The organism is Enterobacter nematophilus (assembly GCF_026344075.1).
Taxonomy (GTDB): domain Bacteria; phylum Pseudomonadota; class Gammaproteobacteria; order Enterobacterales; family Enterobacteriaceae; genus Enterobacter; species Enterobacter nematophilus.
On the sequence record NZ_JAPKNE010000001.1, the window covers coordinates 905,411 to 928,418 of the forward strand.

Sequence of the window (23,008 nt, forward strand, 5' to 3'; positions counted from 1 at the left end):
AACCTGCGTAGCGTTATACGCTTGTATTGGCGGCCTCAGTGATACCACCAAAATCATTAATTGCCTGCCAGGTCACACTGACACGGCCATTCATAGGTACGACATAATCGGATTGGCCAAATGGTGGGACCATATCAGCTTCCTTAACGTCTTTGCCGTTAACCTTCAGAGAGTAAAAGGTAACGTAGTAACCCGTAGGATTACTCACATGCAAATGCGAACCATTGCGGCTGAACTGTAGCGATTTATAGCTATCCTGCGGATTTCCTTTAATATCAGCAGGGCGGTAAAATAGTTTTATACGTGACTTCACCACCATCTGCAGCGTATTGTTATTTGCTGCCTCACTGTCCGTCGCGGGGATTGACTTGACATTTAACCAGTACAGAGTCTCTTTATTCCCCACCGTTTGCGCACCGGTATGCACTATACGTAGAATATTTTCCTTACCCGGTTCTGAACGATACAACGGGGGTGTAACAATAAACGGGGCTTTGCGGGAGCTATTGTTTCCCTCTACCCAACTCTGGACTAAATAGACTGAGGAGTTCGCAGGGTTTTTAATAGAAAGCGTAGCTTCTTTGTTTTTAGCCTGATAAATCACTCGCGTACCGCCGATAGATATACCCGCCTCTGCCGGGATGGAGATAGCCATCAACAAAGTAGCCGCAAGCAACGAAGCCGTTACGGCTGCCTTTTTATGAAATACGTACATAATATCCTCTCGGAATAGCTTAAATAAGATACGTCCCTGTAGTGATTCCTTTTTAATATCTGCGCATTATTTATAACTCATCGTGAACTCCGTGGTAGCATTAGCCGTACCTGCCACAACAGTCGAGCCCGTAGAGATATAACGCGCCGTGAATTGCAGATTATTTGTGACCCCTGTGGTAATGGGGTAGTCCATTGATGAAGTCTTCAGATCAAGCGGATTACCAGAAGCGTCAGACAATTCAACAGCGACACCGGATGCCACCCCCGCTTCTGAATCAAGCGCCAGAAGTGAGCTATCCGTACTGTCGCTTGTCCCATCAAATTTGACGTTCGCCGCGGTCAGCGTTGCAGGACAATTGCTCAGGCTCAAAACAAAGCTAGTGGGTGCAGCACGCAAACCTGCAGAACCATTTAGTGTGGACTGAGATATTTTCCCTAAATCGACGGTCATATTCTGAGAGGCCGCATCAACAGTACAAGCCTCATCTGAAATGCTGCCTGTAAAGTGAATTGTCCCATCCGCAGAATAGGCATTAATAGTGGTTACTGCCGCAATAGATGCAGCAATAGTGAGCAAGTATTTTTTCATATCATTACCTGTGTTTTTGTGGTGGATACGGATTATCCACGCACTTATTAAATATAAATAACCTTTGTCTGCTGAGTATTGACAACGCTACTTATCAACATCCTTCAGCCCTTTAAATATAACTATTTTAAAAAATCAAACAACCCGACTCGGATTTTTAAAAAAACCAATCGAATATCAATTAAACTTTTAAAATTAAAGGGTTAAGCTAAATTCAACACTGAAAAAAGCAATACTGGTAATTTAATTTTAAATAAATTTCATGGAGAGACGAAGGGCATTTCCTCTGCCTATACCATACAAAAAGGAAGTGTTCATACATTCTTAGTTCAAAATTAAATTAGCAGTACGTTGAAATGTATTTTTAAAAGAATTTAAATTAAAAAATAACCTTGAGATACATAGCGTTACTCCCGGAAAGTTACAAATAGCCATACGTAATTTTTAAAAAAATATTTTTATTGTTGTTTTTTCTAAAAAATCGAGGTTAGAATTATTAAAAACATCACAATCTAATTATCACTTAATCTTCCAGCATCTGGCGGTTAGATTCAAACGCTGCGCATCTAAATATTCGTGAGAGTGGCATGAAAAAAGAAATAGATATAAAACTACTTAACATCATCAATACCCTGGTCGTGACGCAAAGTGTCACTAAAACGGCTCAACAATTAAAAGTGAGTCCGGGCTCCATCAGTTATGCGTTGAAAAAAGCGCGCAGCATCACAGGCGCTCATCTTTTCATTCGTACACGGAATGGTATGAAACCTGATACGACAGCTAAAGAACTGAGTCAACGGTATCAAAAATTTACGGGTAACAGTATTCCCCCCACTTTTAGCGAAAGTGCGACAGGCAAAAATACCTTGAATATCATGACGTTCACACCTGTTGAAATGATGTTAGCGAAAATCGTTAAAGAGAGTCGCGTCTGGAACAGCGATCTACGCTTCAACTTTTTTCCCTATGACTCCAATAGCAACGATCGTCTCGAAAGAATAAAAAATGGTCTGATCGATATTGATATTGGTTCCAAACTGCCAGCCGACAAACTCGTTAATAAGATCAAGCTGTTTTCGACTCCCGTTTCTCTCCTGGCGAATCAACATTCAGGGTTAGAAGATACGATCACGCTCATCGACTGGCAGGAGAGAAAACATGCGGTTTGGTCAGTTTTCAGTGATTACTATTGCGATAATCTTTTATCCTCACAAAATGTTGTCAAACATATGGAGGAGAGAAAAATAGCCATGATTTCCGCCAGTATCATTAACATGGTTGCTTTTTGTGCCAACAGTAAATGCATTATGATGATCCCTGATTATTTTGCCCATGTTTTTACGTCGACGTTTCCAGTAAAAAAGTTGTCTATGCCACCGGAACTGTCTCTTAAATACGATTGCTATTTCCATTTTAGCAATACACTTTTTGATTATGAAGAGATGAAACTCACCGCTAATGAGATCGTTTCTCATTTTAAAAATATAAATCAGGGCAATCAAGACGATTTTGTAACCCCTCCTTAAAGGATTTATTGAATGTGCCAGATAAATATGCGGCAATTAAAAATCATCAATACGCTTATTGAACAAAAGAGTGCTGTCAGCGCAGCTAAAGAACTGAATATTTCACCGTCTTCAATCAGCTATGCTCTTAACCAACTGAAAAAGCAAACTGGACAGGCATTATTTTTACGCACGCGTCAGGGATTACGCCCTACCGAATATGCAGTCAAGTTACAGGAAAAATACGCTGAAATTGCTGAAATTAATGCCGGAAAGAGTGAGTTTGTTATCGCCACCTACTCCTTGATAGAGATGCTGTTAGCCGATCATTTGCACCCTAAAACAGATTCCTTAATGCACTTTACGGTGATGGGAAGCACAGAGGAAGAGCGCCTTAAAAAGCTAAAACACCGGGAGGTGGATATCGATATTGGAGGCAGATTGCCGGATGACCGCGCCATTATCTGCAAGCGACTGGTTATCTCGGATATATGTACGTTGGCTAACCGGGATCACCCTCGGATAAAGGATGGCATACTATTGGATGACTGGAACGAGTATGAATTTATCAACTGGCAACGCGGTTTAGACAGCATCAGAGGGTTGGTCGAGCAAATAGATTATGACCTTTTTATGCAACGCAAAGTGGTGTGGACGAGCCCAAATCTCCTGTCACTTGCATGGCATTGCGCTATATCAAAATACCTTATGGTGGTACCAAAGGTGTTTTTAGCACCATTGCAAAAGCGTTTTCCTCTTCAGGGATGTCAATTGCCAGAACGCTTTAACATGTCATTCGACTGTTTTATCCATTATCATCAGGCGATGGAGAAAAATATCGCCATGCTGGCCCTTGATCGTATTTCGGATACATTGATGCTTCAACACCCCATAGATAGCAGGTCTGAAACATAGTGCTCACACTATTTTCGATATTTAAATTTAAAATTTAAATAATCTAAACATTAAACACTTCCAATTATAATTATCACTTTAGTATCATTTCGCCATGGAAGATAAAAAAGGGGTTGATCTATGATATCATTTGTGAGCGATAATTATTTTTTGTGCAAAGGAATCCCCTCTACTGTATTCTTTGTAAGCAATGTGAGCAATATTTTAGAGATCAAAAAGTTATGTTATTTGAACAACCCAAACTCCGTTATCGTTGCTATTGAAAATGAAGTGTTACGAGTCAGAACGACAAGTCTACTACGAGATTTGAGCACACCACATATTGTTATGCTAGATGAAATAAAAAAAGACACAGCGGTCAAGATCGACAGTGGTATTTACTCGTCATTACGATCTTCGATCAAGTATATAAGCAACCTGGCCAATAACAGAGAAAAAGTCAAACAAACGTATTTAACGAACAGAGAATATGATTTTTTTAAACTCGCTCATTTAAGCAATCATCGTATCGCCAGTCTAATGAACATTTCAGAAAAAACCACCAGTGCGTATCGCATCAGAGTGAAAAATAAATTGAACTTACGTTCATCAAATCACCTGTTGATGTGCCGGGCATTAAACACAATCATGATAGCTTCAGAATCAGAGTGATTGTGAGACAGGAAAACGTGCCTACCGACTTATCTCTGGGATCGATGTTGAGATATGGACATAAAAAAAGCCCCTGCGATAGAACTATCGCAGGGGCTCTAATTTGGCGGAAGCGCAGAGATTCGAACTCTGGAACCCTTTCGGGTCGCCGGTTTTCAAGACCGGTGCCTTCAACCGCTCGGCCACACTTCCTGAGTGAGGCGAACTATAAACACCTCACCGCGTGCTGTAAAGAGTGGCTGCATTCGTTCGCTTTAAAATTAGCCAAAATGTGCTTAATCGGTTGAACTGACAACACATCGGCGATTTTATCAGCATAAAATCCAGCCCTCTCGCTTAGTGCTTTTTGATGTACATATCTTTTGTGAAATAGTACCCCAGCTTATCCGGCGTAAAGCCACCCACCCACGGTTTCACCAGGTGCGTACGGACGTAGTGATAAACCGGAATGGCAGGCACATCACGCCCAAGCAGATCTTCCGCCTGCTGGTAGAACTTACCCCGCTCTGCCGGCGTTTTGGCCTTTGCGGCGTTGATCAAGGCTTGATCGTAGTCCGGGTTGCTGTACTGGCTGGTGTTTTCGCTGTCGCCGGTACGGAAGTTGTTCAGGAAGGTCGCCGCGTCGTCGTAGTCGGCAATCCAGGCGTAGCGCACCGCGTCAAAGTTGTGGGTGTGCATGGTGTCCAGCATGGTTTTCCACTCCTGATTTTGCAGCTTCGCGTCTACGCCGAGGTTTTTCTTCCACATCGAGCTGGCCGCAATCGCGATGCGCTGGTGCGATTCAGAGGTGTTATAGAGCAGGTTGAAGCTCAGAGGATGGCTTTCGTTATACCCGGCCTCGTTGAGCAGTTTTTTCGCCTCAGCGATGCGTTTGTCCAGCGGCCAGCTGGCGTAATCCGGGTTCTGCAGCTTGACCCCGCCAATATCCGGCTGGCTAATCAGCCACGCTGGGCGCTGCCCCTGCCCCATCACCTTCTCAGCGATGATGTCTTTATCCAGCGCCATGTTCAGCGCCTTGCGCACGCGCGCGTCGTTGAACGGCGGACGGGTGGTGTTGAATTCGTAGTAATAGGTCGCCAGCTGCGGGGAGACGTCCAGCTGGCTGCCCAACGTTTTCTTCAGCTGAGCAAACTGGTTAATGGGTACCGTATACACAATGTCAATTTCGCCCGCTTTATAGCGGTTCACATCCGAGGCCTCGGAGGTGATGGGAAGATAGGTGACTTTGTTAATAACGGTATGCGCGTTATCCCAGTAGCGCGGGTTACGCTCCGCCACAATGCGTTCGTTGACCACCCACTGGGACAGCTTATACGCCCCGCTGCTAACGAAATGCTCCGGTTTGGTCCACTTTTCACCGAAACGGCCAATCAGCACTTTATCCACCGGCACCAGCGACGGATGCGCCAGCATCGCCAGAAACGCCGCGTTGGGCTGGGTGAGCGTCACTTCCAGCGTGGTGTCGTTAATTGCTTTTACGCCCAGCGTGTCGGGGGATTTTTTCCCCTGGGCGATATCGGCCGCGTTGACGATGTGCATGTTGCCGGGATAGCTGGCGTACGGTGAAACGGTTTTTGGATCGACCAGGCGCTGCCAGCTCCAGACCACATCCTCTGCGGTAATGGCCGTCCCGTCGCTCCAGGTGATGCCCGGACGTAAGTGGAACGTCCAGACGGTGTTGTCCTTGTTCTCCCATTTTTCCGCCAGCCGGGGTTGAATTTCCCCAGACGGGGAGACGCTCACCAGCCCTTCGAATAAATCGCTGATAATATTGAATTCGACATCGCTTTCGACTTTATGCGGGTCGAGCGAGGCCGGTTCGCTGCCGTTGTTTCTGACCAGTTCCTGTTTTTCGGCCAGCGCTGTTCCTGCCGGCACGTTAGCCGCCCAGGTCGCCGTGCTGGCGCACAGGATCCCGGCGGTGAGTAAAGAGAGCGTAAAGCGCGTGCGTGTTTGTGGTTTCATTTCCTTCGCCTTATTGTCTGTTTTATGACGATCCGGAGATAACTCTTAGCGCCCGAAGGGAAATAACGCAATATTTTTCAGTAACCTATAAGAGGTTGATCTGGTAAATACTTTTAAACCGCCGTTCATACTGGTTACACATGCTTTTGCAGAAGAAACAACCACCTTCAGCGCTAACGTGCTGAGTAAAGATGGGTAAAACCACTTTGAGACTGGCGCGCCGTTTCCTATTCTTTCCGTTAATTACATCTGTCATAAGAGAGTGACTCATGGATCGTATAATTACTTCCTCACGCGACCGCACATCGCTACTCAGCACCCACAAGGTGCTGCGCAATACCTATTTTATGCTCAGCCTGACGCTGGCGTTTTCGGCGATCACCGCTACCGCCAGCACCGTGCTGATGCTGCCGTCTCCGGGCCTGATCCTGACGCTGGTGGGGATGTACGGTCTGATGTTCCTGACCTACAAAACCGCTGATAAACCGGTCGGTATTCTTTCCGCGTTCGCCTTCACCGGCTTCCTGGGGTATATCCTGGGGCCGATCCTGAACGCGTACCTGTCTGCCGGCATGGGCGACGTGATTGGCATGGCGCTGGGCGGTACCGCGCTGGTGTTCTTCTGCTGCTCGGCCTACGTGCTGACCACGCGCAAGGATATGTCCTTCCTCGGCGGTATGCTGATGGCGGGTATCGTGGTGGTGCTGATTGGTATGGTGGCAAACATCTTCCTGCAGCTGCCTGCCCTGCACCTGGCGATTAGCGCGGTGTTTATCCTGCTGTCATCCGGCGCGATCCTGTATGAAACCAGCAACATCATTCACGGCGGTGAGACCAACTACATCCGCGCGACCGTGAGCCTGTATGTGTCGCTGTACAATATCTTCGTCAGCCTGCTCAGCATCCTGGGCTTCGCCAGCCGCGATTAAGCAGGCCTGCTGAAATAAAAAGGAGAATGCCTCAGGCATTCTCCTTTTTTTATGCCCTAGTCACCGCGGCAAATATAGGTGGGATAGAGCCGGTCCTGTATCAACCACACGGCGGGTTCGAGCTCGGAGATCGTGAGGTAATAGCGGGCTGTCGGCCTCGCAAAGCTTCCCCACTTTTCGTCCGGGGTATTGTCATTATGCCGACGCCAGGTTTTGGCGTAGCTCAACACGATAACGTTATCATCATCCCGTCGCGACCAGGTAAAATCCACATCCCTGTCAACGATCATGCCCCGGCCTTCCGCCATAGCAGCACCTTTGTACGTTGTTAATCCGGTACCGTCCCGATGAAAATAGAACTGGGCAACGGTATTGACCCGGACCTCATTCGCTTTTCCCTCATTGCGCGTAAAATTAAATTCCGTACTGCAGGCCAGCGCATCGCGTTTATACAGGCCGCCCGAATAGATAAACAGCGCCAGCGCGCCGCCGGCAAGCGCACCGCCCGCGGCGAACAGAAGTCTCATTTTCATTTTTCTGCCCCGCTTTTATAGCGAATGGTTTTGCACAGGCTGGTTTTATTGACCGGGCATGCGCCAATGAACACTTCATCCGCGGCTGCAAGGTTAAAGCGGGCGCTGAAATAGTAGATATTGTACGCTTCGCGCGCGCACGCCACGTTATTCGCCTCCAGCAGCACCGCCAGTTTCGAGAGCACCAGCGGCCGGCCATGATCGTTAATAAGCCAGATGCTGCAGCCCGCTATTTTCTGCCCGACGGGCTTTGGCGTCATCGGTATAGCAATCTTCTGCTGCTGGTTAAACAGCAGGCCTAACCCCAGTGCTGATGCTAACAATACCGCCGCCGCGGCGCCCCATTTCAGGGATATACGCTGACGTTTTGCCTCTGACGGCGCCACAGCAGAGTGCGGCTGCGGTTCTGCAGGGTGAACGGTTTGCGCAGGCTGGCAAATAACGTCGGCAACAAAACGGAATCCATACCGGGGTATCGTCACAATAAAATTATGATGTTCACCGAGGGACTGGAAGCCTTTGCGTAATTCACTGACCGCTTTGTTGAGGTTATTTCCAGACGGCGTAAAGCCATACTCCTCCCAAACGCGCGTAATTAATTCTTCCCGACTCAGATCGTGCCCTTTATGACGAATAAACTCCTGTAAAAGGCGAACGGCTGGCGCCGAGAGCGTTAATACAGACTCCGGTTGACCAACAAGGCTAATTGCATGTGCTTCAGGATCAAATAACAACGAATTATTGCATATAAAAAACATATTTCACTCTCAGCTATTACCGCAGGCTTTTTTATCCCTGTGACATCGGCAAGAAAATCGCTTCCTGAGCAGGTTGTTTTTTCATCAACAGGAATTTTCTCCCCATCCTGGGTAGCGGCATTTTCTTTTAACTATACAACTTTAAGCCCATCAAAGCAGGATAAATCACTGTATATTAGCGGTTAACTAATACAAATTTTCACAACCTGCTGTTCTGGTTAAAGTTTCCCTGCCCTGAAGCGATACGAAAGCAGACGGTGTCCTGGTGTTAAAAACCGTACAAGAACTCAGAGCAGGCAGGCTGAATGTGAAACAGAAACAAAAAGTGAATATGACAACCGCGTTTTATGTCGCCGCGCTGTCGCTGTCATTTTTCTCAGAAATGACAATGGCCAATATGAGCGTCTATCCAATGGAACTTAACGTGGAGAGCGCCGGTGCAGCGCAAATAAAAGTGGCATCGAAAACGGATGATATTCAGTTCATCCGGGTGAGGCAAAAGAAAATTCTTAACCCCGGAACGGCCCAGGAAAAAGAGATTGACGTTGCTTCATGGAAAGAAGGCGGCGTCGTGGTGACGCCCGATAAATTTGCCCTGGCGGCAGGCGCAATGCGCGTGGTGCGCCTTGTTTCACTGACGCCGCCGGAAAAAGAGACCACCTGGCGAGTCTATTTTGAAGGGGTGAAACAGCCGGACAGCATTATTCCCGGCCAGCCCGAAAGCACGGCAGCGACGGCAAAGCTGGGGGTCAATGTTATCTGGGGGGCGCTGGTACATCTGGCCCCCGCAACGGAGCGCGTTTCGCTGCATATCGATCCCGCACGGGGGACCGTCACCAACGCCGGCACCCTGCGCGTGCCGCTCAGGGAGATCGGTATTTGTCAGTCAGACGACGTCTGTAAATGGATTAAAGAAGACGCCACGATTTACCCGGATACCGAGCGGAAATTAAAAACGCTTAATCAGGTAAACGGCAAGAAATACAAATTCCGCTACTTCAACTGGGTGAAAAAAACCGCTGAAGAAGCTGACTTACCCGTCGTGCAATAACACGACGTCACTGTAAAAACCCTTGTGGTTTGTTTAAAGAGCCAGGGTGCTCATTTGTAAAATATGGAGATATCAATGCGTAAATTTATTAAACCTCTGATGATCGTTGCCGCGATGACCACATCTGCCAGCGCGCTGGCGATCCAGAAAGATATTACCGTCAACGCCAGCGTTGATTCACAGCTGGACATGACCCAGGCCGATAACACGCCGCTGCCAGCGAGCATCGACATGCAGTATCTGCCGGGTCGTGGCCTGGAAAGCTACCGCCTGAACACCAAGGTATGGTCCAACTCCGCTACCAGCAACGTCAAAGTACGCCTCGTTAGCGCAGCTAAGCTCACCAACACGGATGGGGATCAGATTGTACCGATGACGGTTCTTCTGGGTGATAAAACCCTCTCCACCACCGATGCCGAATTTACCGGAACCGAACTGTTCCCGGGCAGCATTGAAAACGGTTCTGCGGTTCTGCCTCTGACCATTTCCCAGACCACCAAAGGCATTCTGAAAACCGGCCAGTACAGCGGCGTTGTGAGCCTGATGCTGACTCAGGCAACCACCACGGAAGGCGGTGCGTAACACCACAGCACCTAAGGAATAACGTCAGAGGGCGCCCGCCCTCTGACGTCAGGATGATGTCGAGGCTCGTTCATGGCGTTTCACAGAAATACTCTCCTTTTTGTTGCTTTATTACCTGCATCTGTCCACCTCGCCTGCGCCGAGATGGCCGTCCCGGCCGGATTCGAGGATCTGGCAAAAACGCAGCGCATGTGGACAGAAGTGAGCTTATACGGCGAGTCGCTTGGCCTTTTCGAAACCGATATCAACCTTGAAACGGTCAGTTTTGTCGCGCCTGAAACCGTGGTCGCGGCCATCAAACGTCAGTTTAACGACGATCCTGCCCTTATCGGCTCCGTTTCCGCCGCGCTGGCCGTTCCGCTTGCCCGTAACGGCAACCTGGCCTGCAGCAGCAACGGCTCCGCGACGGGGTGTGATTATCTCGAAACCCGCCGTGCGGCCATCATCTATGACGAAAACAATGCCCGCATAAACCTGTTTTTTGATAAGCGCTTTTTGCCAAAGCCCTCGGTGGAAAACCAGTGGTATCAGCCTACGCAGGAGACCGAAAATGCGTTGATTCATCAGCAAAATATCAATTTTGTTGCCGACAGGGATTATCAGTCCGCCACCGTTCAGGGCAACGGGGCGCTGGCGCTGACCCAGGACGGCTATCTTAACCTCGACTGGACCTGGCTGGGACAACGCTCGCGTCACCAGCAGCAGCAGGAAATGACCGTTAACAATGCCTGGTTCCGCCAGGATTTATGGCGTGAATATTATCTACAGATGGGCGAGATGGATACCCGCGACCTGTTCAGCAACGCCGGGGGGAATATTAACCTCAGCCAGCTGCCGCTGGGCAAAATTCGTGGCCTGCGCGCGGGCTCTACGCGAGCCTGGATCAACCCGGTTCAGCAATCGAAGGGCACGCCCATTACGGTGCTGCTTTCGCACGATGCGCGTATCGACGCGCGACGCGGCAAGGAGCTGCTGGCCAGCTTTTACCTCAATGCCGGGGCACAAACCCTGGATACCCGCGCGTTTCCGGATGGAAGCTATACCGTGACCCTGTCTGTTTATGAAAACAACCGACTGACGCGTACCGAGCAGGTTCCGTTTACCCGTACGAGCATTACGCCATTCGACCGCGTCGAGTGGTTTATGCAGGCAGGAGAAACGGCCAATAACGATCAAAATGACGAACGCAGCCCGGTCGCGCAGGCGGGTATACGCCTGCCCGTTACCCCGACGCTGGCGCTGACCAGCGGCGCAACCGTCATGAAAAGGCAGCATTTTCTGGAAAATGCCCTCGACTGGAGCCGCGGCTTTAACGCGGGCCCGATCGACGGGGTGTTAAGCACACGCTTTAGCTACCTCTACGGCAGCAAGGGCCAACGCGGCAATATTCAGCAAATCAGCTATAACGACGGGTTTTCGCTGAGCTTCTATCGCAACGCGTTATCCGCAGAAAATTGTGATACCCGCAGCGCAGGTTTTGACGCCGTCAACGGCTGTTATCGTAGCCTCTCAGTCATGTTCTCCGTGCCTGTCGGCTCGTGGTACGCCAGCCTGGGGTATTCGGATAACCGCAACGAAGGGCGCTACGTTACGCGCCGGGAACTGCCGGACCATGACGATCGTCACGACGCCGGCCTGCCGTGGGAGCCGGTGTATGTGACCCGCTCCCGCACGCAGGCCTGGCAGGCCGGGCTGAGTAATACCATTAGCGCGCGCGGTCTGAACATCAACAGCAGCATTAACCTGTTTATGCGCAACGACCACTCTCGCGACGGGAAAGACAAAGGCGGCTATCTGAGCGTTAGCCTCTCGATGGCGCATAACCGCCAGGGCGATGCTTCAGGCTATACCTCGCTTGGGGCAACCTGGCAGCACCAGCAGAATCAAAAAAACCAGCTGAGCTACAACGTGGCGCATAACTGGTATGCCGACGCGCGCGGCGAGAATGAATACGGCCTGAGCGCGTCGGGGATCAACAGCGATTCGCTCAACGCCTCGGCGTATACGCGCCAGGGCGGACGTTTTGGTAACGCCAGCCTGACGGTGAGCGACGCGTGGGATCGCCAGGATCGGCGCCATACGTTAAGCAGCAGCGGCAACTACAGCTCCACCCTCGCCCTGTCGCGCGCCGGGCTGTGGCTTGGCCGCTGGAGCGACGGACGCCCGGCTTCTGCCGTTGCGGTAAACGTGGCTACGCCGGAGGACTCCCGGGATTCACGCGTCGCCGTCTCGCTGGATAACGGCGGCAGCGCGGATATCCCGGCCAACAGCCGCGCCCTTTTTGCGGTGCCGGGTTATCAGCCAACAACGCTGACGGTTAATGAGTCGCTGAACGTCTCATCAGGCGCCAGCAGTGAAATCACGCAGGGTTCCGGCAGCCGGACGCTCTTTATGGTGCCTGGCAAAATGCTTCGCCGGGACGTGCAAACCACCACCCGCTACACCTGGCTCGGCCAGCTTACTGACGAACACCATTCGCCGTTCGTGGGCGGCGTGCCGCTGAACGTGAACGGCTGGAACGATCTCGGCAATGGCGGTTTCAGCGCCCAGAGCGACGCCCTGCTCCGCAACCTTTATCTGGTGCGCCAGCAGCAGTTTTATCAGTGTGAGCTGAGCGTAAAAAGCATGCGCGACGTGGTGCGTTACGTCGGGTCGATCCCGTGTCGGGAACTCACCTTCTCCGCCCTGCCGGATTCGGTCCAGCACCAGGCGCAGCTGATGCTCGCCGGACGTAACGTGCCGACGGGGCCAACGGCCATGAATGCAGAGCACCTCACCAAAGGGAAATGATGTGAACAACTACCTCTTTATTTTGCTTTTTTTGACCTTGTGGAGCTGCCAGACGCTGGCGGGCGTCCCTGCCGGAAGAAATTCCAGCGTAGGGATTAGCTACGATCGCGCGGTGCCGCCTGCGCGCTTTGATATCTGGGTCCATGAACCGAGCGGTTACGACACCGTTGACCCACAAAAGTGGGGACGCAACACCCTGACCTGCCAGTCCCGCACCGACCCGACGTACGGGGCGTGTATGACAGCACCGGTCTGGTTTTCCGCGAACCCGGCCGCCCCCTACGCCATTACGCTGCGTTTTACCCACACGTCGACAAATAAAACAGTAGATGTGAAGGTCTATGGTGAAAAACATATGTTTATCAACAACAAAGTTTTCACTTTTGCCAGCTTTGTGACCGGCGGTACCGGCGATCTCTCGGCCTGGAACCGGGAGCCCTATTTTGATTTTTACATCGTTAAAGGCGAACTGGACAAGCTCGCCCAGCCGGGCATCTGGACCGCAACGCTGAAGCAGGACCTGCGCGAATGGGGAAGCGCCGACTGCGGGGGCAACTTTAACGACGTCAACGTTGGGTGCCCAGGCTACCTCACCATTGCCCGCTGGCAGGCGACGATACGTATTGAGGTGGTCGATCCGGGTAACCATCAGATTTATCTGCCGGCGTTCCCCCACTCAACCCCGATGGTTAACCTCAACCTGACCAATTTTCCGGGGCGGCCCGGCGGCAGCGAAATCCAGGGCGAGAGCGCGCTGGATATGTGCCTGTATGACGGCAAAAACAGCGCCAGCACGCGCGTCTATCTGCGCTTTGAGGATGACGGTTTAGCGGCAACGGGCCGTACTGAGGGGGCGTTTTCCGTCAGACGACGCGGTGGAAGCCAGACCGAAGCGCGGGATCGGCTCGATTATCAGGTGACGGTGATCAACCCGGTAACGGGCGCAGCAGAAACCGCGGCGAATGGCAAAACGCTGGTCTGGCAGGGCACTAATGACCCGCAATATCTGCGTCAGGTTGTGCTGCCGGGTGGACGGGAGAGCGTACTGTGTGTCCCCGCCCCCATCGTTCTGAAAACGCCCGCGTTTGCTGCCAGCAGTAAAAATGCCGGGGATTACACCGGCACGCTGCGCGTTATCTATACGCCCAGTACCTTATAGAGAGGCCATCGTGAGTTACGCCATCCTCGATAACAATCGTTTTTATGCCGAAGGGTTGCGCTACGCCCTTCTGCGCCGTAACGCTCAGACGCAGGTTGAGAGCGGTACGGTAAAGTGGTGCCGTTCGCTGCTGGCCTGTAACACCCTCGTTGTTCGCTGCCGCTTTTCCGTCGCGGGGGCGCATCTGGCGCTGGTCGACATTCTGCTGCAGCTGGAGGCCAGGCGCTGGGAAGGAACGGTGTATCTGGTGTGCAATGAAAAAGGCTGGGCGCTGGCTACCCATCTGCGAAAGCGGTTTGCCGCGCTGACCTTATATATCATTGACGACCGGATTGCCGTTGCAGATGCGGCATATCTGCTTGCCAGAGAGCCCCGCCGGGTGCGCACCCTGAACTGTTGCCTGACGGGCATGGAGTTCAACGTTCTCGACAGGCTGGTGAACGGACAATCGGTAAGGCACGTCGCGCATATGACGCAGATGAGTGAAAAACAGGTCTCGACGTATAAATGCAACGCGCTAAAAAAGCTTAATGCCAACAATCTGCTCCAGCTTCTTCTGTAGGTCGAGGTTTCTCACGCCGCCCCTTATTTGCTAGACTAGGGGCGGTTTTTACTTTATCGACAGAGCACTATGTTCATTTTTGCAGGCCAGGAAATTGAGACCGATAGCGAAGGCTATCTGAAAGACACGACGCTATGGAGCGAGCCGCTGGCGGAGAAAATCGCCGAAAACGAAGGCATCGCCCTCTCCCCCGAACACTGGGAAGTGGTGCGTTTCGTGCGCGAATTCTATCTCGAATTCAACACATCTCCGGCGATCCGCATGCTGGTTAAAGCCATGGCCAACAAATTCGGCGAAGAAAAAGGCAACAGCCGCTATCTGTATCGCCTGTTCCCGAAGGGCCCGGCCAAACAGGCCACCAAAATTGCCGGCCTGCCTAAACCTGTGAAGTGTATTTAATAGCGAATACCGAAGTTCACATATTCCCTGCCGGGTTGATGCGGTTCCGTTAAGACCTTATCAACCCGGGCGCTGCGCGGCCCACCTGCTTTCAGCCACGCCATCAGTTTTTCAACCTGCTCCGCGTCGCCGCAGGCGACGACCTCAACGCTGCCGTCGTCCATATTGCGTGCGTATCCCGTTAGCCCAAGCGTCATCGCTTCGCGCTGGGTGCTGTAGCGGAACCCGACGCCCTGAACGACGCCGTGGACCCAGGCAATGGTGCAGACTTTTGACATTTTTCTTCTCCTTAACGTAGCGTTTTCGGTAAACAGCCATAGTGCTGCCGGAAACGGGCGGTGAAACGAGAGCTGGAAAGATACCCACATTGTAATGCGATTTCACCAATCGGTAGTCGGGTCGACTGAAGCTGAGACAGCGCCACGGCCATCCTCACCTCCTCCACGATCTGGCGAAAACTCTGCGACTCTTCGCGTAAGCGTCTGCGCAGCGTCGGTACGCTTAAGGCCAGACGGCTGGCGACGTCCTGCGCGGTCCAGGCTCTGGCGGGCGACAGCATAATGAACTGCCGCACCTGCTCGGTCAGGTTACTGTTTCGCTCAATAAGCAGCGGACCCGCCAAGCCATCATTCAGCAATGCCAGCAGAAGGCCGAAGGCCTGATGTTTTTGCAGCGCTTCCGGTAAATCCTGACGCACGGCGTGCAGCAGGTTATCCCACATAAACGCCAGCCCCTCGCTCAGCGGGGCACAGAGGGAATGTGATGTCGTTCGCGGCCAGGACTTCAGGTAATGCGCTTTAAACTCGGCGAGGATCTCCGGGGACAACATCAGTAAATCAGAATGAAAAAAACCGTTCGCGGGCTGATTGATAATCTCCATCGTCGTATTGGCCGGGATAATGATGAGCTCATCCCGGGTGGCCACCAGGCGGTTATCGTCCTGAACAATTACCTTACTGCCATGCGTGATATGGCAAATGGCCGGGAAAAAGAGCTTAACCTGGTGCAGACGATGCATTTTGCGGGCGTTCACTTCACCCGCCGTGAGGTGTTTATATCGAAAATGGAACTCCTGCACCGGTTTATCCTTATCTGCTGTAGGTTGCGGTTAACTGCGCCTTTGCCAGAACGTGACTATTGAGCATAAAGCCGACCAGCGCGCCGCTGGCATTTTTATCGAGAGGCAGTTTATCCACGTCCAGCGCCCAGACGGTCATCTGATAGCGGTGGGGTTTGTCTCCCGCAGGTGGACATGCGCCGCCGAAGCCAGAATAACCGAAATCATTACGCCCCTGCACCGCGCCGGCAGGTAATTTTTCGCCGTTTGGGTTTCCGGCATCAGCGTGCAGCGTCGTTACCTCCGCGGGAATATTGACTACGGTCCAGTGCCACCAGCCGCTGCCGGTGGGCGCATCCGGGTCATATACCGTGACGGCAAAACTTTTCGTACCGGCTGGCGGATTTTTCCACGCCAGCTGCGGAGACTGGTTACCGCCGTGGCAGCCGAATCCCTCGAATATTTGCGGCTGCGCTAAATGGCGCTCGCCGGAAATATCCTCACTGGTGATGCTGAAAGGCGTTGCCGCTGAAACCTGAAAACTGATTGCCGCCAAAGCGGCTATTGCTATCACACTGCGCTTTTTCATGGGTGCTTCCTTTGCTGTACCGGAAGCCCCACTGTAATGCCTGCTGCAATGCCGTAATGTGCCTAAGCGATTTGATTTTGTGCCGAAACGCTCAACGACATCCGCAGATGATTGCGCCAGGCTGAATGTGCTACTCTACGCGCCATTTCCCTGAAATCGACAGAACAGCAAATTATGAGTGTACGTTTAGTGTTAGCCAAAGGGCGCGAGAAATCATTACTGCGCCGTCATCCCTGGGTCTTTTCCGGCGCGGTTGCCCGTATGGAAGGCAAAGCCAGCCTCGGTGAAACCATTGATATTGTTGACCACCAGGGGAAATGGTTAGCGCGAGGCGCCTACTCGCCAGCGTCCCAGATCCGCGCGCGCGTCTGGACCTTTGATAAAGATGAAACCATCGACATCGACTTCTTCGTCCGCCGCCTGCAGCAGGCGCAGCAGTGGCGCGAATGGCTGGCAAAGCGCGACGGGCTGGACAGCTACCGCCTGATTGCCGGTGAATCCGACGGCCTGCCGGGCGTCACCATCGATCGCTTCGGTAATTTTCTGGTGCTGCAGCTTCTGAGCGCCGGAGCGGAATACCAGCGTGCCGCGCTGATTAGCGCGCTGCAAGCCCTGTTCCCGGAATGCGCTATTTACGACCGCAGCGACGTGGCGGTGCGCAAAAAAGAGGGTATGGAGCTGGCCCAGGGTCCGGTTACCGGCGAGCTGCCGCCTGCCCTTCTGCCGATTGAAGAGCACGGCATGAAGCTGCTGGTGGATATCCAGGGCGGGCACAAAACGGGTTATTACCTCGATCAGCGCGACAGCCGTCTGGCGACCCGCCAGTACGTTGCCGACAAACGCGTCCTGAACTGTTTCTCCTATACCGGCGGCTTCGCCGTTTCGGCGCTGATGGGCGGCTGTGCTCAGGTGGTGAGCGTGGATACGTCGCAGGAAGCGCTGGACGTGGCGAAGCAAAACGTCGAGCTGAACAAGCTTGACCTGAGCAAAGCTGAATTTGTTCGCGATGACGTCTTCAAGCTGCTGCGTAAATATCGCGATGGGGGCGAGAAGTTCGACGTCATCGTGATGGATCCGCCAAAGTTTGTGGAGAACAAAAGCCAGCTGATGGGCGCCTGCCGTGGGTATAAGGATATCAACATGCTGGCCATCCAGCTGCTGAACCCGGGCGGAGTGCTGCTCACCTTCTCCTGCTCCGGGCTGATGACCACCGATTTATTCCAAAAAATCATCGCCGATGCCGCAATAGATGCCGGGCGTGATGTACAATTTATAGAGCAGTTCCGTCAGGCAGCCGATCACCCCGTGATTGCTACCTACCCGGAAGGACTGTATCTGAAAGGGTTTGCCTGTCGCGTCATGTAACTTGAAAAGAGAAATATTGCCCACACTTAATGTGTAAGTAGTGTTTCCCGGGAGGTGACTATGATTGCCAGCAAATTCGGTATCGGCCAGCAGGTCCGCCACACTTTGCTAGGGTATTTGGGTGTGGTCGTGGATATCGACCCGGAGTATTCCCTTGATGAACCGTCAGCGGACGAGCTGGCGGTGAACGCAGAGCTTCGCGCTGCGCCCTGGTATCATGTGGTGATGGAAGGTGATGACGGACAACCCGTTCATACCTATCTTGCCGAAGCGCAGCTGAGTAGCGAGCTGCAGGAAGAGCATCCGGAACAACCCACGATGGATGAACTTGCTCAGACTATCCGCAAACAGTTACAGGCTCCGCGCCTGCGGAACTAAGCGTGTAAAAAAAGCCCGATGACGGGCTTTTTTTTATTACTTCGCCAGACCCAGCCGGGGAATATCGATCGCAGGACAGCGATCCATGACCACTTTCAATCCCGCATCCCGCGCCAGCACGGCGGCCTGCTCGTTAATCACGCCCAGCTGCATCCACAAGGTTTTCGCCCCTACGGCAATCGCGTCCTGCGCCACGCCCCATGCGGCCTCGGAATTACGAAAGACATCCACCATATCAATTTTTTCCGGCACCTCTGCGAGCGTGGCATAACCCTGCTGACCCAGCAGCGTTTTTCCCGCCACTTTTGGCGACACCGGGATGACGTGATAGCCCTGATCGAGAAGGTATTTCATCACCCGATAGCTTGGACGGTCGGGTTTATCGCTCGCGCCCACCAGCGCAATGGTACGCGTGGATGTCAGAATCTCGGCAATATCGTTCTCTTTCATGGTTTTTCTCCTGGCTTTTTTAAAAGTGTACGCCAAAGCGCACATCTCAACCATCCATCCCATACAGATGTATGAGGGCAAAACGGCAAAATATGTCTATATGTTAGTAAACGTGATTACCGAAAGATTTAGATACATTAATGCGGCGAAAATATGTCTGACGGGAGCCTTCTATGAAAACCGGTATTGCCACTGCTCTGATTGCGTTAGTGATGCCGGTTTGCGTTTTTGCCACCACGCTTCGGCTCTCTGGCGACATTGATCTTCTGGTTTTGGACGGGAAAAAAGTTTCCAGCTCGTTATTGCGCGGGGCTGAAAGCATTGAGTTAGATAACGGGCCGCATCAGCTGGTGTTCCGGGTCGAAAAATCAATCGGCCTGTCTAACCATGAGCAGCGGATGTACATCTCTCCGCCGCTGATTGTCAGCTTTAATACCCGGCAAGTCAGTCAGGTGAACATTACCCTGCCTCGCCTTGAAACGGAGAAGGAGGCTGCGGCCTTTGACGCCGAGCCGCGCGTTGAACTGCTGGACGGGAATGCAATGCCGATCCCGGTGAAGCTGGATATTCTGGCGTTGACCAGCGCCCCGAAAAGCCCGGACTACGAGGCCGCGACGCAGGTCTATAACAAAGCCGGCAAACGCGCCTCCCTTCCGCAGTTTGCCACCATGATGGCGGACGACAGTACGCTGCTATCCGGCGTCTCGGAACTGGACGTCATTCCGCCGCAGTCCCAGAGCCTGACGGAACAGCGCCTTAAATTCTGGTTCCAGCAGGCCGATCCCGACACGCGGGCCCGGTTTTTACAGTGGGCAAAGCAACAACCTTCATCATAAGCCACATTTTTTACGCCTTTCTCTTGCAGCGTCAGACGGTTCCCGTCATCGTGTAGTCAGTTAACCTGATGGATATGATTATGGAACTGACAACACGCACGCTGCCTGAACGCAAACACATTGCGCTGGTGGCGCACGATCACTGTAAACAAATGCTGCTTAACTGGGTTCGCCGCCATCAGCCGCTGCTGGAAAAGCACGCCCTGTCGGCCACCGGCACCACCGGTAACCTGATCCAGCGCGAAACGGGTCTGGAGGTGAATGCGATGCTGAGCGGCCCGATGGGCGGCGATCAGCAGGTCGGGGCGCAGATTTCCGAAGGGAAAATTGATGTGTTGATTTTCTTCTGGGATCCGCTGAATGCGGTTCCGCACGATCCGGATGTCAAAGCGCTGCTGCGTCTTGCAACGGTGTGGAATATTCCGGTAGCGACGAACCTGTCGACGGCGGATTTCATCATTGAATCCCCGCAGTTTAACTCGCCGGTTGAGATCCTTATTCCGGACTATCAGCGCTATCTTTCCGAGAGACTGAAGTAGCTTTTTTGCCGGGTGGCGGCTACGCCTTACCCGGCCTGGAAATCTTGCCTGACGCTGTTATGGTTTTCTCGCCACCGGCACATCAATACTCTTCAGAATATCGACAAACACGGATGGCTCCTCTTTGTTGAACAGCAGCCACACGCGGTGCCGCGCGCGGGTGATGGCCACGTACAGCAAACGCCGTTCTTCGGCATCCGGGAAATCTTCCGGCACCGGCAGCAGGGCCTCTTCCATGACCGACTCGCGGGCCGGGGCCGGAAAACCGTCGCTGCCCTCTTTCAGCCCCACCACAATCACATAATCGGCCTGCTGCCCTTTGCTGGCGTGAATGGTCATAAACTCAAGCTGCAGTTTCGGCCAGCGGGTAGCGGCTTTTTCCAGCGCAGCAGGCTTAAGATGATGATAACGCGCCAGCACCAGGATACGCTCATCGGGCTTCGCATAGCCGCTGAGCTTGTCCAGCAGCGGCTCCAGCTGGTCATCTGCCAGCAGGGTGACCGCTTTTTTATCTCCTGCCCGCAGGCTGTTTAGCGGCTTGGCCAGCTGATGCGGGTTCTGCTGGATAAAGCGGTTGGCGATTTCACCAATCCGTGAATTGAAGCGGTATGTCGTGTCCAGATCGCTGCGGTCGCCTTCGCCAAAATAGTGGTGGAAGGCGGTCGTCAGCGAGAGCTGCGCCCCGCTGAAGCGGTAGATGGCCTGCCAGTCGTCCCCCACCGCAAACAGCGAGGTATGTTTGTTCTGCGCCCGCAGCGCCGAGAGCAGTGCCGCACGCTGGGGTGAGATGTCCTGGAATTCATCCACAAGAATATGCTTCCACGGGCTGACAAAGCGTCCCTTCTCCAGAATGACGATCGCCTGATGGATAAGACCCGAGAAATCAACGGCATTTTCCTCTTTCAGCGCGGTTTTCCAGGCTTTCAATAGCGGAGCCATCAGCTTGACCCGTTTTGAAAACAGATCGCGGATCGCCTCCGGCGCGCTTTCAATCATCTCTGCCTGCGAGCCGCCGTGCATCCGCATCAGGCTGACCCAGCGGTCAAGACGCGAGCCGAGCCGACGCGCCAGTTTGTCATCCTGCCAGAAGCTGCCCTCCGGTACCTCCCAGGCGAGTTCCTCCTCCAGCCACTGGCGCCACCCTTTCGCCTGCGCTTTTTTCTCACTGCACTGCTGGCGCCACGTTTTGATAAACAGCGCCTGCCGCGCCTGCGCGTCGTTTTCCAGTTTACTGATGGCAGGCACTTTTTTGCTGCCCTGCTGAATGATATGCAGCGCGAGGGCATGGAAGGTTCTGGCGGTGATGTCCCGGGTGTGCAGGCGTTCCTGGATGCGTTCGTCCATCTCCTGGGCCGCCTTACGGCCAAAAGCCAGAAGCAGGATCTGATCGGCAACGGCCTCCCCGGTCGTGAGAAGCCAGCCCGCACGCGCCACCAGCACCGACGTTTTACCGCTTCCGGCCCCCGCAAGCACCAGCAGCGACTGCTCGCCGTTGACCACCGCGCGCGCCTGAGCAGGGTTGAGCGGTGAAGTTTCCACCGTACTGAAAAAGTCGGCGTATTGGGTGAGCATGGCGTCCGTCCAGGCCTGGTTATGCGCCAGCCGGCTTTTATCCATATCGTTCAGCCAGGCCTGACACTGACGCCAGGCGTCGCGACAATTGTCGAACTCATCAAGGCGCGTCACGGAGAGCGGCAGCGCCGAGAGTGCCTGCCGGATCTTTTGCTGCAATCCGGCAGTCTGCTGGCGAGTCAGCCACGTTTGTTGCGCGTTGCTTTGCGCAATATCGTCCAGCACCTGCTGCAGCACCTGAGCGGCAATTTCGCTCATGTCATGGCTCCACTGCTGCCAGAGCGCGTTCAGGTGGTGATGAAAACGCTGGGTTTCCGCCCACTCGGTGCCGTGAAGGCGAACGACTTTGTCGTCAGGCAGAACGAACTCCAGCTCGCCCCACACCAGCCCGCGCTTGCAGTGAATAGCCAGAAGCTGATTAAACGGAATAAGGTATTCGTGGCGTTCTCCGGAGACTTTCACCCCGGCGTTGAGCAGAACAACTCTGTCATAGGGGTGTTGCGCCAGGCGTTTGCCTAATGAAGTTGCTTTCAGTTCCATGTCCCGCCAAATCCACGAAGAGATAATTTACCTGACAGTTTAACTGCCAGTTTTAAGGTGCTCCAGCCTAAAAAAACGTTACAATCATTGGGCGTTAATTTTATCGAAAGGAAGTGAGGGTTTATGCGTACCGTTCTGAATGTGTTGAATTTTGTGCTGGGCGGTTTTGCCACCACCCTTTCCTGGCTTTTTGCCACGCTGGTGAGCATCGTCCTGATTTTCACGCTTCCCCTGACCCGCTCCTGCTGGGAAATCACGAAACTGTCCTTCATCCCCTACGGTAACGAAGCTATCCACGTTAACGAGCTGAACCCGGAGAGCAAGAGCGCCCTGATGAATACGGGGGGAACTTTGCTGAACATTCTGTGGCTGATTTTCTTCGGCTGGTGGCTGTGCATCATGCATATTTTTGCCGGTATTGCGCAGTGCATCTCAATAATTGGTATTCCGGTCGGGCTCGCGAACTTTAAGATCGCCGCCATCGCCCTTTGGCCCGTCGGGCGCAGGGTGGTTCCGGTCGAGGTAGCCCAGGCGGCGCGTGAAGCGAACGCACGTCGTCGTTTTCAGTAAAAAGGAC

At 52.9% G+C, this 23,008-nt stretch carries 25 protein-coding genes and 1 tRNA gene; 15 read left to right on the plus strand and 11 right to left on the minus strand.

What is annotated here, in order from left to right:
• Window positions 1-13: 13 nt before the first annotated feature.
• Window positions 14-715, minus strand: coding sequence for a fimbrial biogenesis chaperone (locus OSH03_RS04360; protein WP_266178366.1), 702 nt, complete (start codon window positions 713-715; stop codon window positions 14-16).
• Window positions 716-781: 66 nt separating this feature from the next.
• On the minus strand, window positions 782-1,306 hold the full coding sequence (locus OSH03_RS04365; protein ID WP_266178367.1) for a fimbrial protein: 525 nt from the start codon (window positions 1,304-1,306) through the stop codon (window positions 782-784).
• A 587-nt stretch (window positions 1,307-1,893) separates the two neighbouring features.
• On the opposite strand from OSH03_RS04365, the gene OSH03_RS04370 reads away from it, so the two are divergent.
• The 3 genes from OSH03_RS04370 to OSH03_RS04380 all read left to right on the plus strand — a co-directional run bounded on the left by OSH03_RS04370 (window position 1,894) and on the right by OSH03_RS04380 (window position 4,377).
• Window positions 1,894-2,832, plus strand: a complete 939-nt coding sequence (locus OSH03_RS04370) for a LysR family transcriptional regulator (RefSeq protein WP_266178368.1) — start codon at window positions 1,894-1,896, stop codon at window positions 2,830-2,832.
• A gap of 12 nt (window positions 2,833-2,844) precedes the next feature.
• Window positions 2,845-3,726, plus strand: coding sequence for a LysR family transcriptional regulator (locus OSH03_RS04375; RefSeq protein ID WP_266178369.1), 882 nt, complete (start codon window positions 2,845-2,847; stop codon window positions 3,724-3,726).
• A 120-nt stretch (window positions 3,727-3,846) separates the two neighbouring features.
• Window positions 3,847-4,377: a LuxR C-terminal-related transcriptional regulator gene (locus tag OSH03_RS04380; protein WP_266178370.1), complete on the plus strand. Its 531-nt coding sequence runs from the start codon at window positions 3,847-3,849 to the stop codon at window positions 4,375-4,377.
• A gap of 104 nt (window positions 4,378-4,481) precedes the next feature.
• Here the strand turns inward: OSH03_RS04380 and OSH03_RS04385 are convergent.
• A tRNA-Ser gene (locus OSH03_RS04385) sits at window positions 4,482-4,569 on the minus strand.
• Between the two features lie 144 nt (window positions 4,570-4,713).
• Complete coding sequence (locus OSH03_RS04390) at window positions 4,714-6,342, minus strand: ABC transporter substrate-binding protein (RefSeq protein WP_028012619.1); 1,629 nt, start codon at window positions 6,340-6,342, stop codon at window positions 4,714-4,716.
• A 269-nt stretch (window positions 6,343-6,611) separates the two neighbouring features.
• Between OSH03_RS04390 and yccA the strand changes: the two genes are divergently transcribed.
• Complete coding sequence (gene yccA, locus OSH03_RS04395) at window positions 6,612-7,271, plus strand: FtsH protease modulator YccA (protein WP_013097244.1); 660 nt, start codon at window positions 6,612-6,614, stop codon at window positions 7,269-7,271.
• Between the two features lie 56 nt (window positions 7,272-7,327).
• Here yccA and OSH03_RS04400 read toward each other — a convergent pair whose 3' ends face one another.
• Both OSH03_RS04400 and OSH03_RS04405 read right to left on the minus strand, forming a co-directional pair.
• Window positions 7,328-7,804 (minus strand): hypothetical protein, encoded by a 477-nt coding sequence (locus tag OSH03_RS04400; protein WP_061098656.1) that lies wholly within the window; start codon window positions 7,802-7,804, stop codon window positions 7,328-7,330.
• The gene (locus OSH03_RS04405) at window positions 7,801-8,562 is read right to left on the minus strand and encodes a winged helix-turn-helix domain-containing protein (RefSeq protein ID WP_420909749.1); all 762 of its coding nucleotides are present in this window, start codon (window positions 8,560-8,562) and stop codon (window positions 7,801-7,803) included. Before OSH03_RS04405 ends, OSH03_RS04400 begins: the two co-directional genes overlap by 4 nt.
• 307 nt (window positions 8,563-8,869) lie before the next feature.
• Here OSH03_RS04405 and OSH03_RS04410 point away from each other — a divergent pair, with 307 nt between their 5' ends.
• From OSH03_RS04410 to tusE, 6 genes are all read left to right on the plus strand, one after another.
• Window positions 8,870-9,613 carry a hypothetical protein gene (locus OSH03_RS04410; protein ID WP_478213770.1) on the plus strand — a complete coding sequence of 248 codons (744 nt, stop codon included), beginning with the start codon at window positions 8,870-8,872 and terminating at the stop codon, window positions 9,611-9,613.
• A 75-nt stretch (window positions 9,614-9,688) separates the two neighbouring features.
• Window positions 9,689-10,195 (plus strand): CS1 type fimbrial major subunit, encoded by a 507-nt coding sequence (locus OSH03_RS04415; RefSeq protein ID WP_028012615.1) that lies wholly within the window; start codon window positions 9,689-9,691, stop codon window positions 10,193-10,195.
• A 72-nt stretch (window positions 10,196-10,267) separates the two neighbouring features.
• On the plus strand, window positions 10,268-12,985 hold the full coding sequence (locus OSH03_RS04420; RefSeq protein ID WP_266178372.1) for a TcfC E-set like domain-containing protein: 2,718 nt from the start codon (window positions 10,268-10,270) through the stop codon (window positions 12,983-12,985).
• Between the two features lies 1 nt (window position 12,986).
• Window positions 12,987-14,144, plus strand: coding sequence for a CfaE/CblD family pilus tip adhesin (locus OSH03_RS04425; RefSeq protein ID WP_266178373.1), 1,158 nt, complete (start codon window positions 12,987-12,989; stop codon window positions 14,142-14,144).
• A gap of 10 nt (window positions 14,145-14,154) precedes the next feature.
• A complete protein-coding gene (locus OSH03_RS04430; RefSeq protein WP_061098661.1) occupies window positions 14,155-14,706 on the plus strand; it encodes a LuxR C-terminal-related transcriptional regulator in 552 nt (183 codons plus the stop codon).
• A 69-nt stretch (window positions 14,707-14,775) separates the two neighbouring features.
• Window positions 14,776-15,105 carry a sulfurtransferase TusE gene (gene tusE / locus OSH03_RS04435; RefSeq protein ID WP_028012611.1) on the plus strand — a complete coding sequence of 110 codons (330 nt, stop codon included), beginning with the start codon at window positions 14,776-14,778 and terminating at the stop codon, window positions 15,103-15,105.
• On the opposite strand, the gene yccX is transcribed toward tusE, so the two are convergent.
• The 3 genes from yccX to OSH03_RS04450 are packed head-to-tail and all read right to left on the minus strand — an operon-like array spanning window position 15,102 to window position 16,751.
• Entirely contained in the window at window positions 15,102-15,383 is a 282-nt protein-coding gene (gene yccX, locus OSH03_RS04440; protein ID WP_028012610.1) for an acylphosphatase, read from the minus strand. The genes tusE and yccX overlap by 4 nt on opposite strands.
• 11 nt (window positions 15,384-15,394) lie before the next feature.
• Window positions 15,395-16,183, minus strand: coding sequence for a helix-turn-helix domain-containing protein (locus OSH03_RS04445; protein ID WP_266178374.1), 789 nt, complete (start codon window positions 16,181-16,183; stop codon window positions 15,395-15,397).
• Between the two features lie 10 nt (window positions 16,184-16,193).
• Window positions 16,194-16,751, minus strand: coding sequence for a kinase inhibitor (locus OSH03_RS04450; RefSeq protein ID WP_266178375.1), 558 nt, complete (start codon window positions 16,749-16,751; stop codon window positions 16,194-16,196).
• A gap of 174 nt (window positions 16,752-16,925) precedes the next feature.
• On the opposite strand from OSH03_RS04450, the gene rlmI reads away from it, so the two are divergent.
• The gene (gene rlmI, locus OSH03_RS04455; protein ID WP_266178376.1) at window positions 16,926-18,116 is read left to right on the plus strand and encodes a 23S rRNA (cytosine(1962)-C(5))-methyltransferase RlmI; all 1,191 of its coding nucleotides are present in this window, start codon (window positions 16,926-16,928) and stop codon (window positions 18,114-18,116) included.
• 60 nt (window positions 18,117-18,176) lie between these two features.
• Window positions 18,177-18,494, plus strand: coding sequence for a heat shock protein HspQ (gene hspQ, locus OSH03_RS04460; RefSeq protein WP_008499919.1), 318 nt, complete (start codon window positions 18,177-18,179; stop codon window positions 18,492-18,494).
• A 36-nt stretch (window positions 18,495-18,530) separates the two neighbouring features.
• Here hspQ and OSH03_RS04465 read toward each other — a convergent pair whose 3' ends face one another.
• Window positions 18,531-18,944: a CoA-binding protein gene (locus tag OSH03_RS04465; protein ID WP_061098666.1), complete on the minus strand. Its 414-nt coding sequence runs from the start codon at window positions 18,942-18,944 to the stop codon at window positions 18,531-18,533.
• Between the two features lie 173 nt (window positions 18,945-19,117).
• Here OSH03_RS04465 and csgI point away from each other — a divergent pair, with 173 nt between their 5' ends.
• Window positions 19,118-19,780 carry a curli synthesis inhibitor gene (gene csgI, locus OSH03_RS04470; protein ID WP_266178377.1) on the plus strand — a complete coding sequence of 221 codons (663 nt, stop codon included), beginning with the start codon at window positions 19,118-19,120 and terminating at the stop codon, window positions 19,778-19,780.
• Between the two features lie 80 nt (window positions 19,781-19,860).
• Window positions 19,861-20,319, plus strand: coding sequence for a methylglyoxal synthase (mgsA, locus tag OSH03_RS04475; RefSeq protein WP_041912035.1), 459 nt, complete (start codon window positions 19,861-19,863; stop codon window positions 20,317-20,319).
• A gap of 57 nt (window positions 20,320-20,376) precedes the next feature.
• Here mgsA and helD read toward each other — a convergent pair whose 3' ends face one another.
• Entirely contained in the window at window positions 20,377-22,431 is a 2,055-nt protein-coding gene (helD, locus tag OSH03_RS04480) for a DNA helicase IV (RefSeq protein WP_266178378.1), read from the minus strand.
• Window positions 22,432-22,554: 123 nt separating this feature from the next.
• On the opposite strand from helD, the gene OSH03_RS04485 reads away from it, so the two are divergent.
• Entirely contained in the window at window positions 22,555-23,001 is a 447-nt protein-coding gene (locus OSH03_RS04485) for a YccF domain-containing protein (RefSeq protein ID WP_041910601.1), read from the plus strand.
• Window positions 23,002-23,008: the final 7 nt, after the last annotated feature.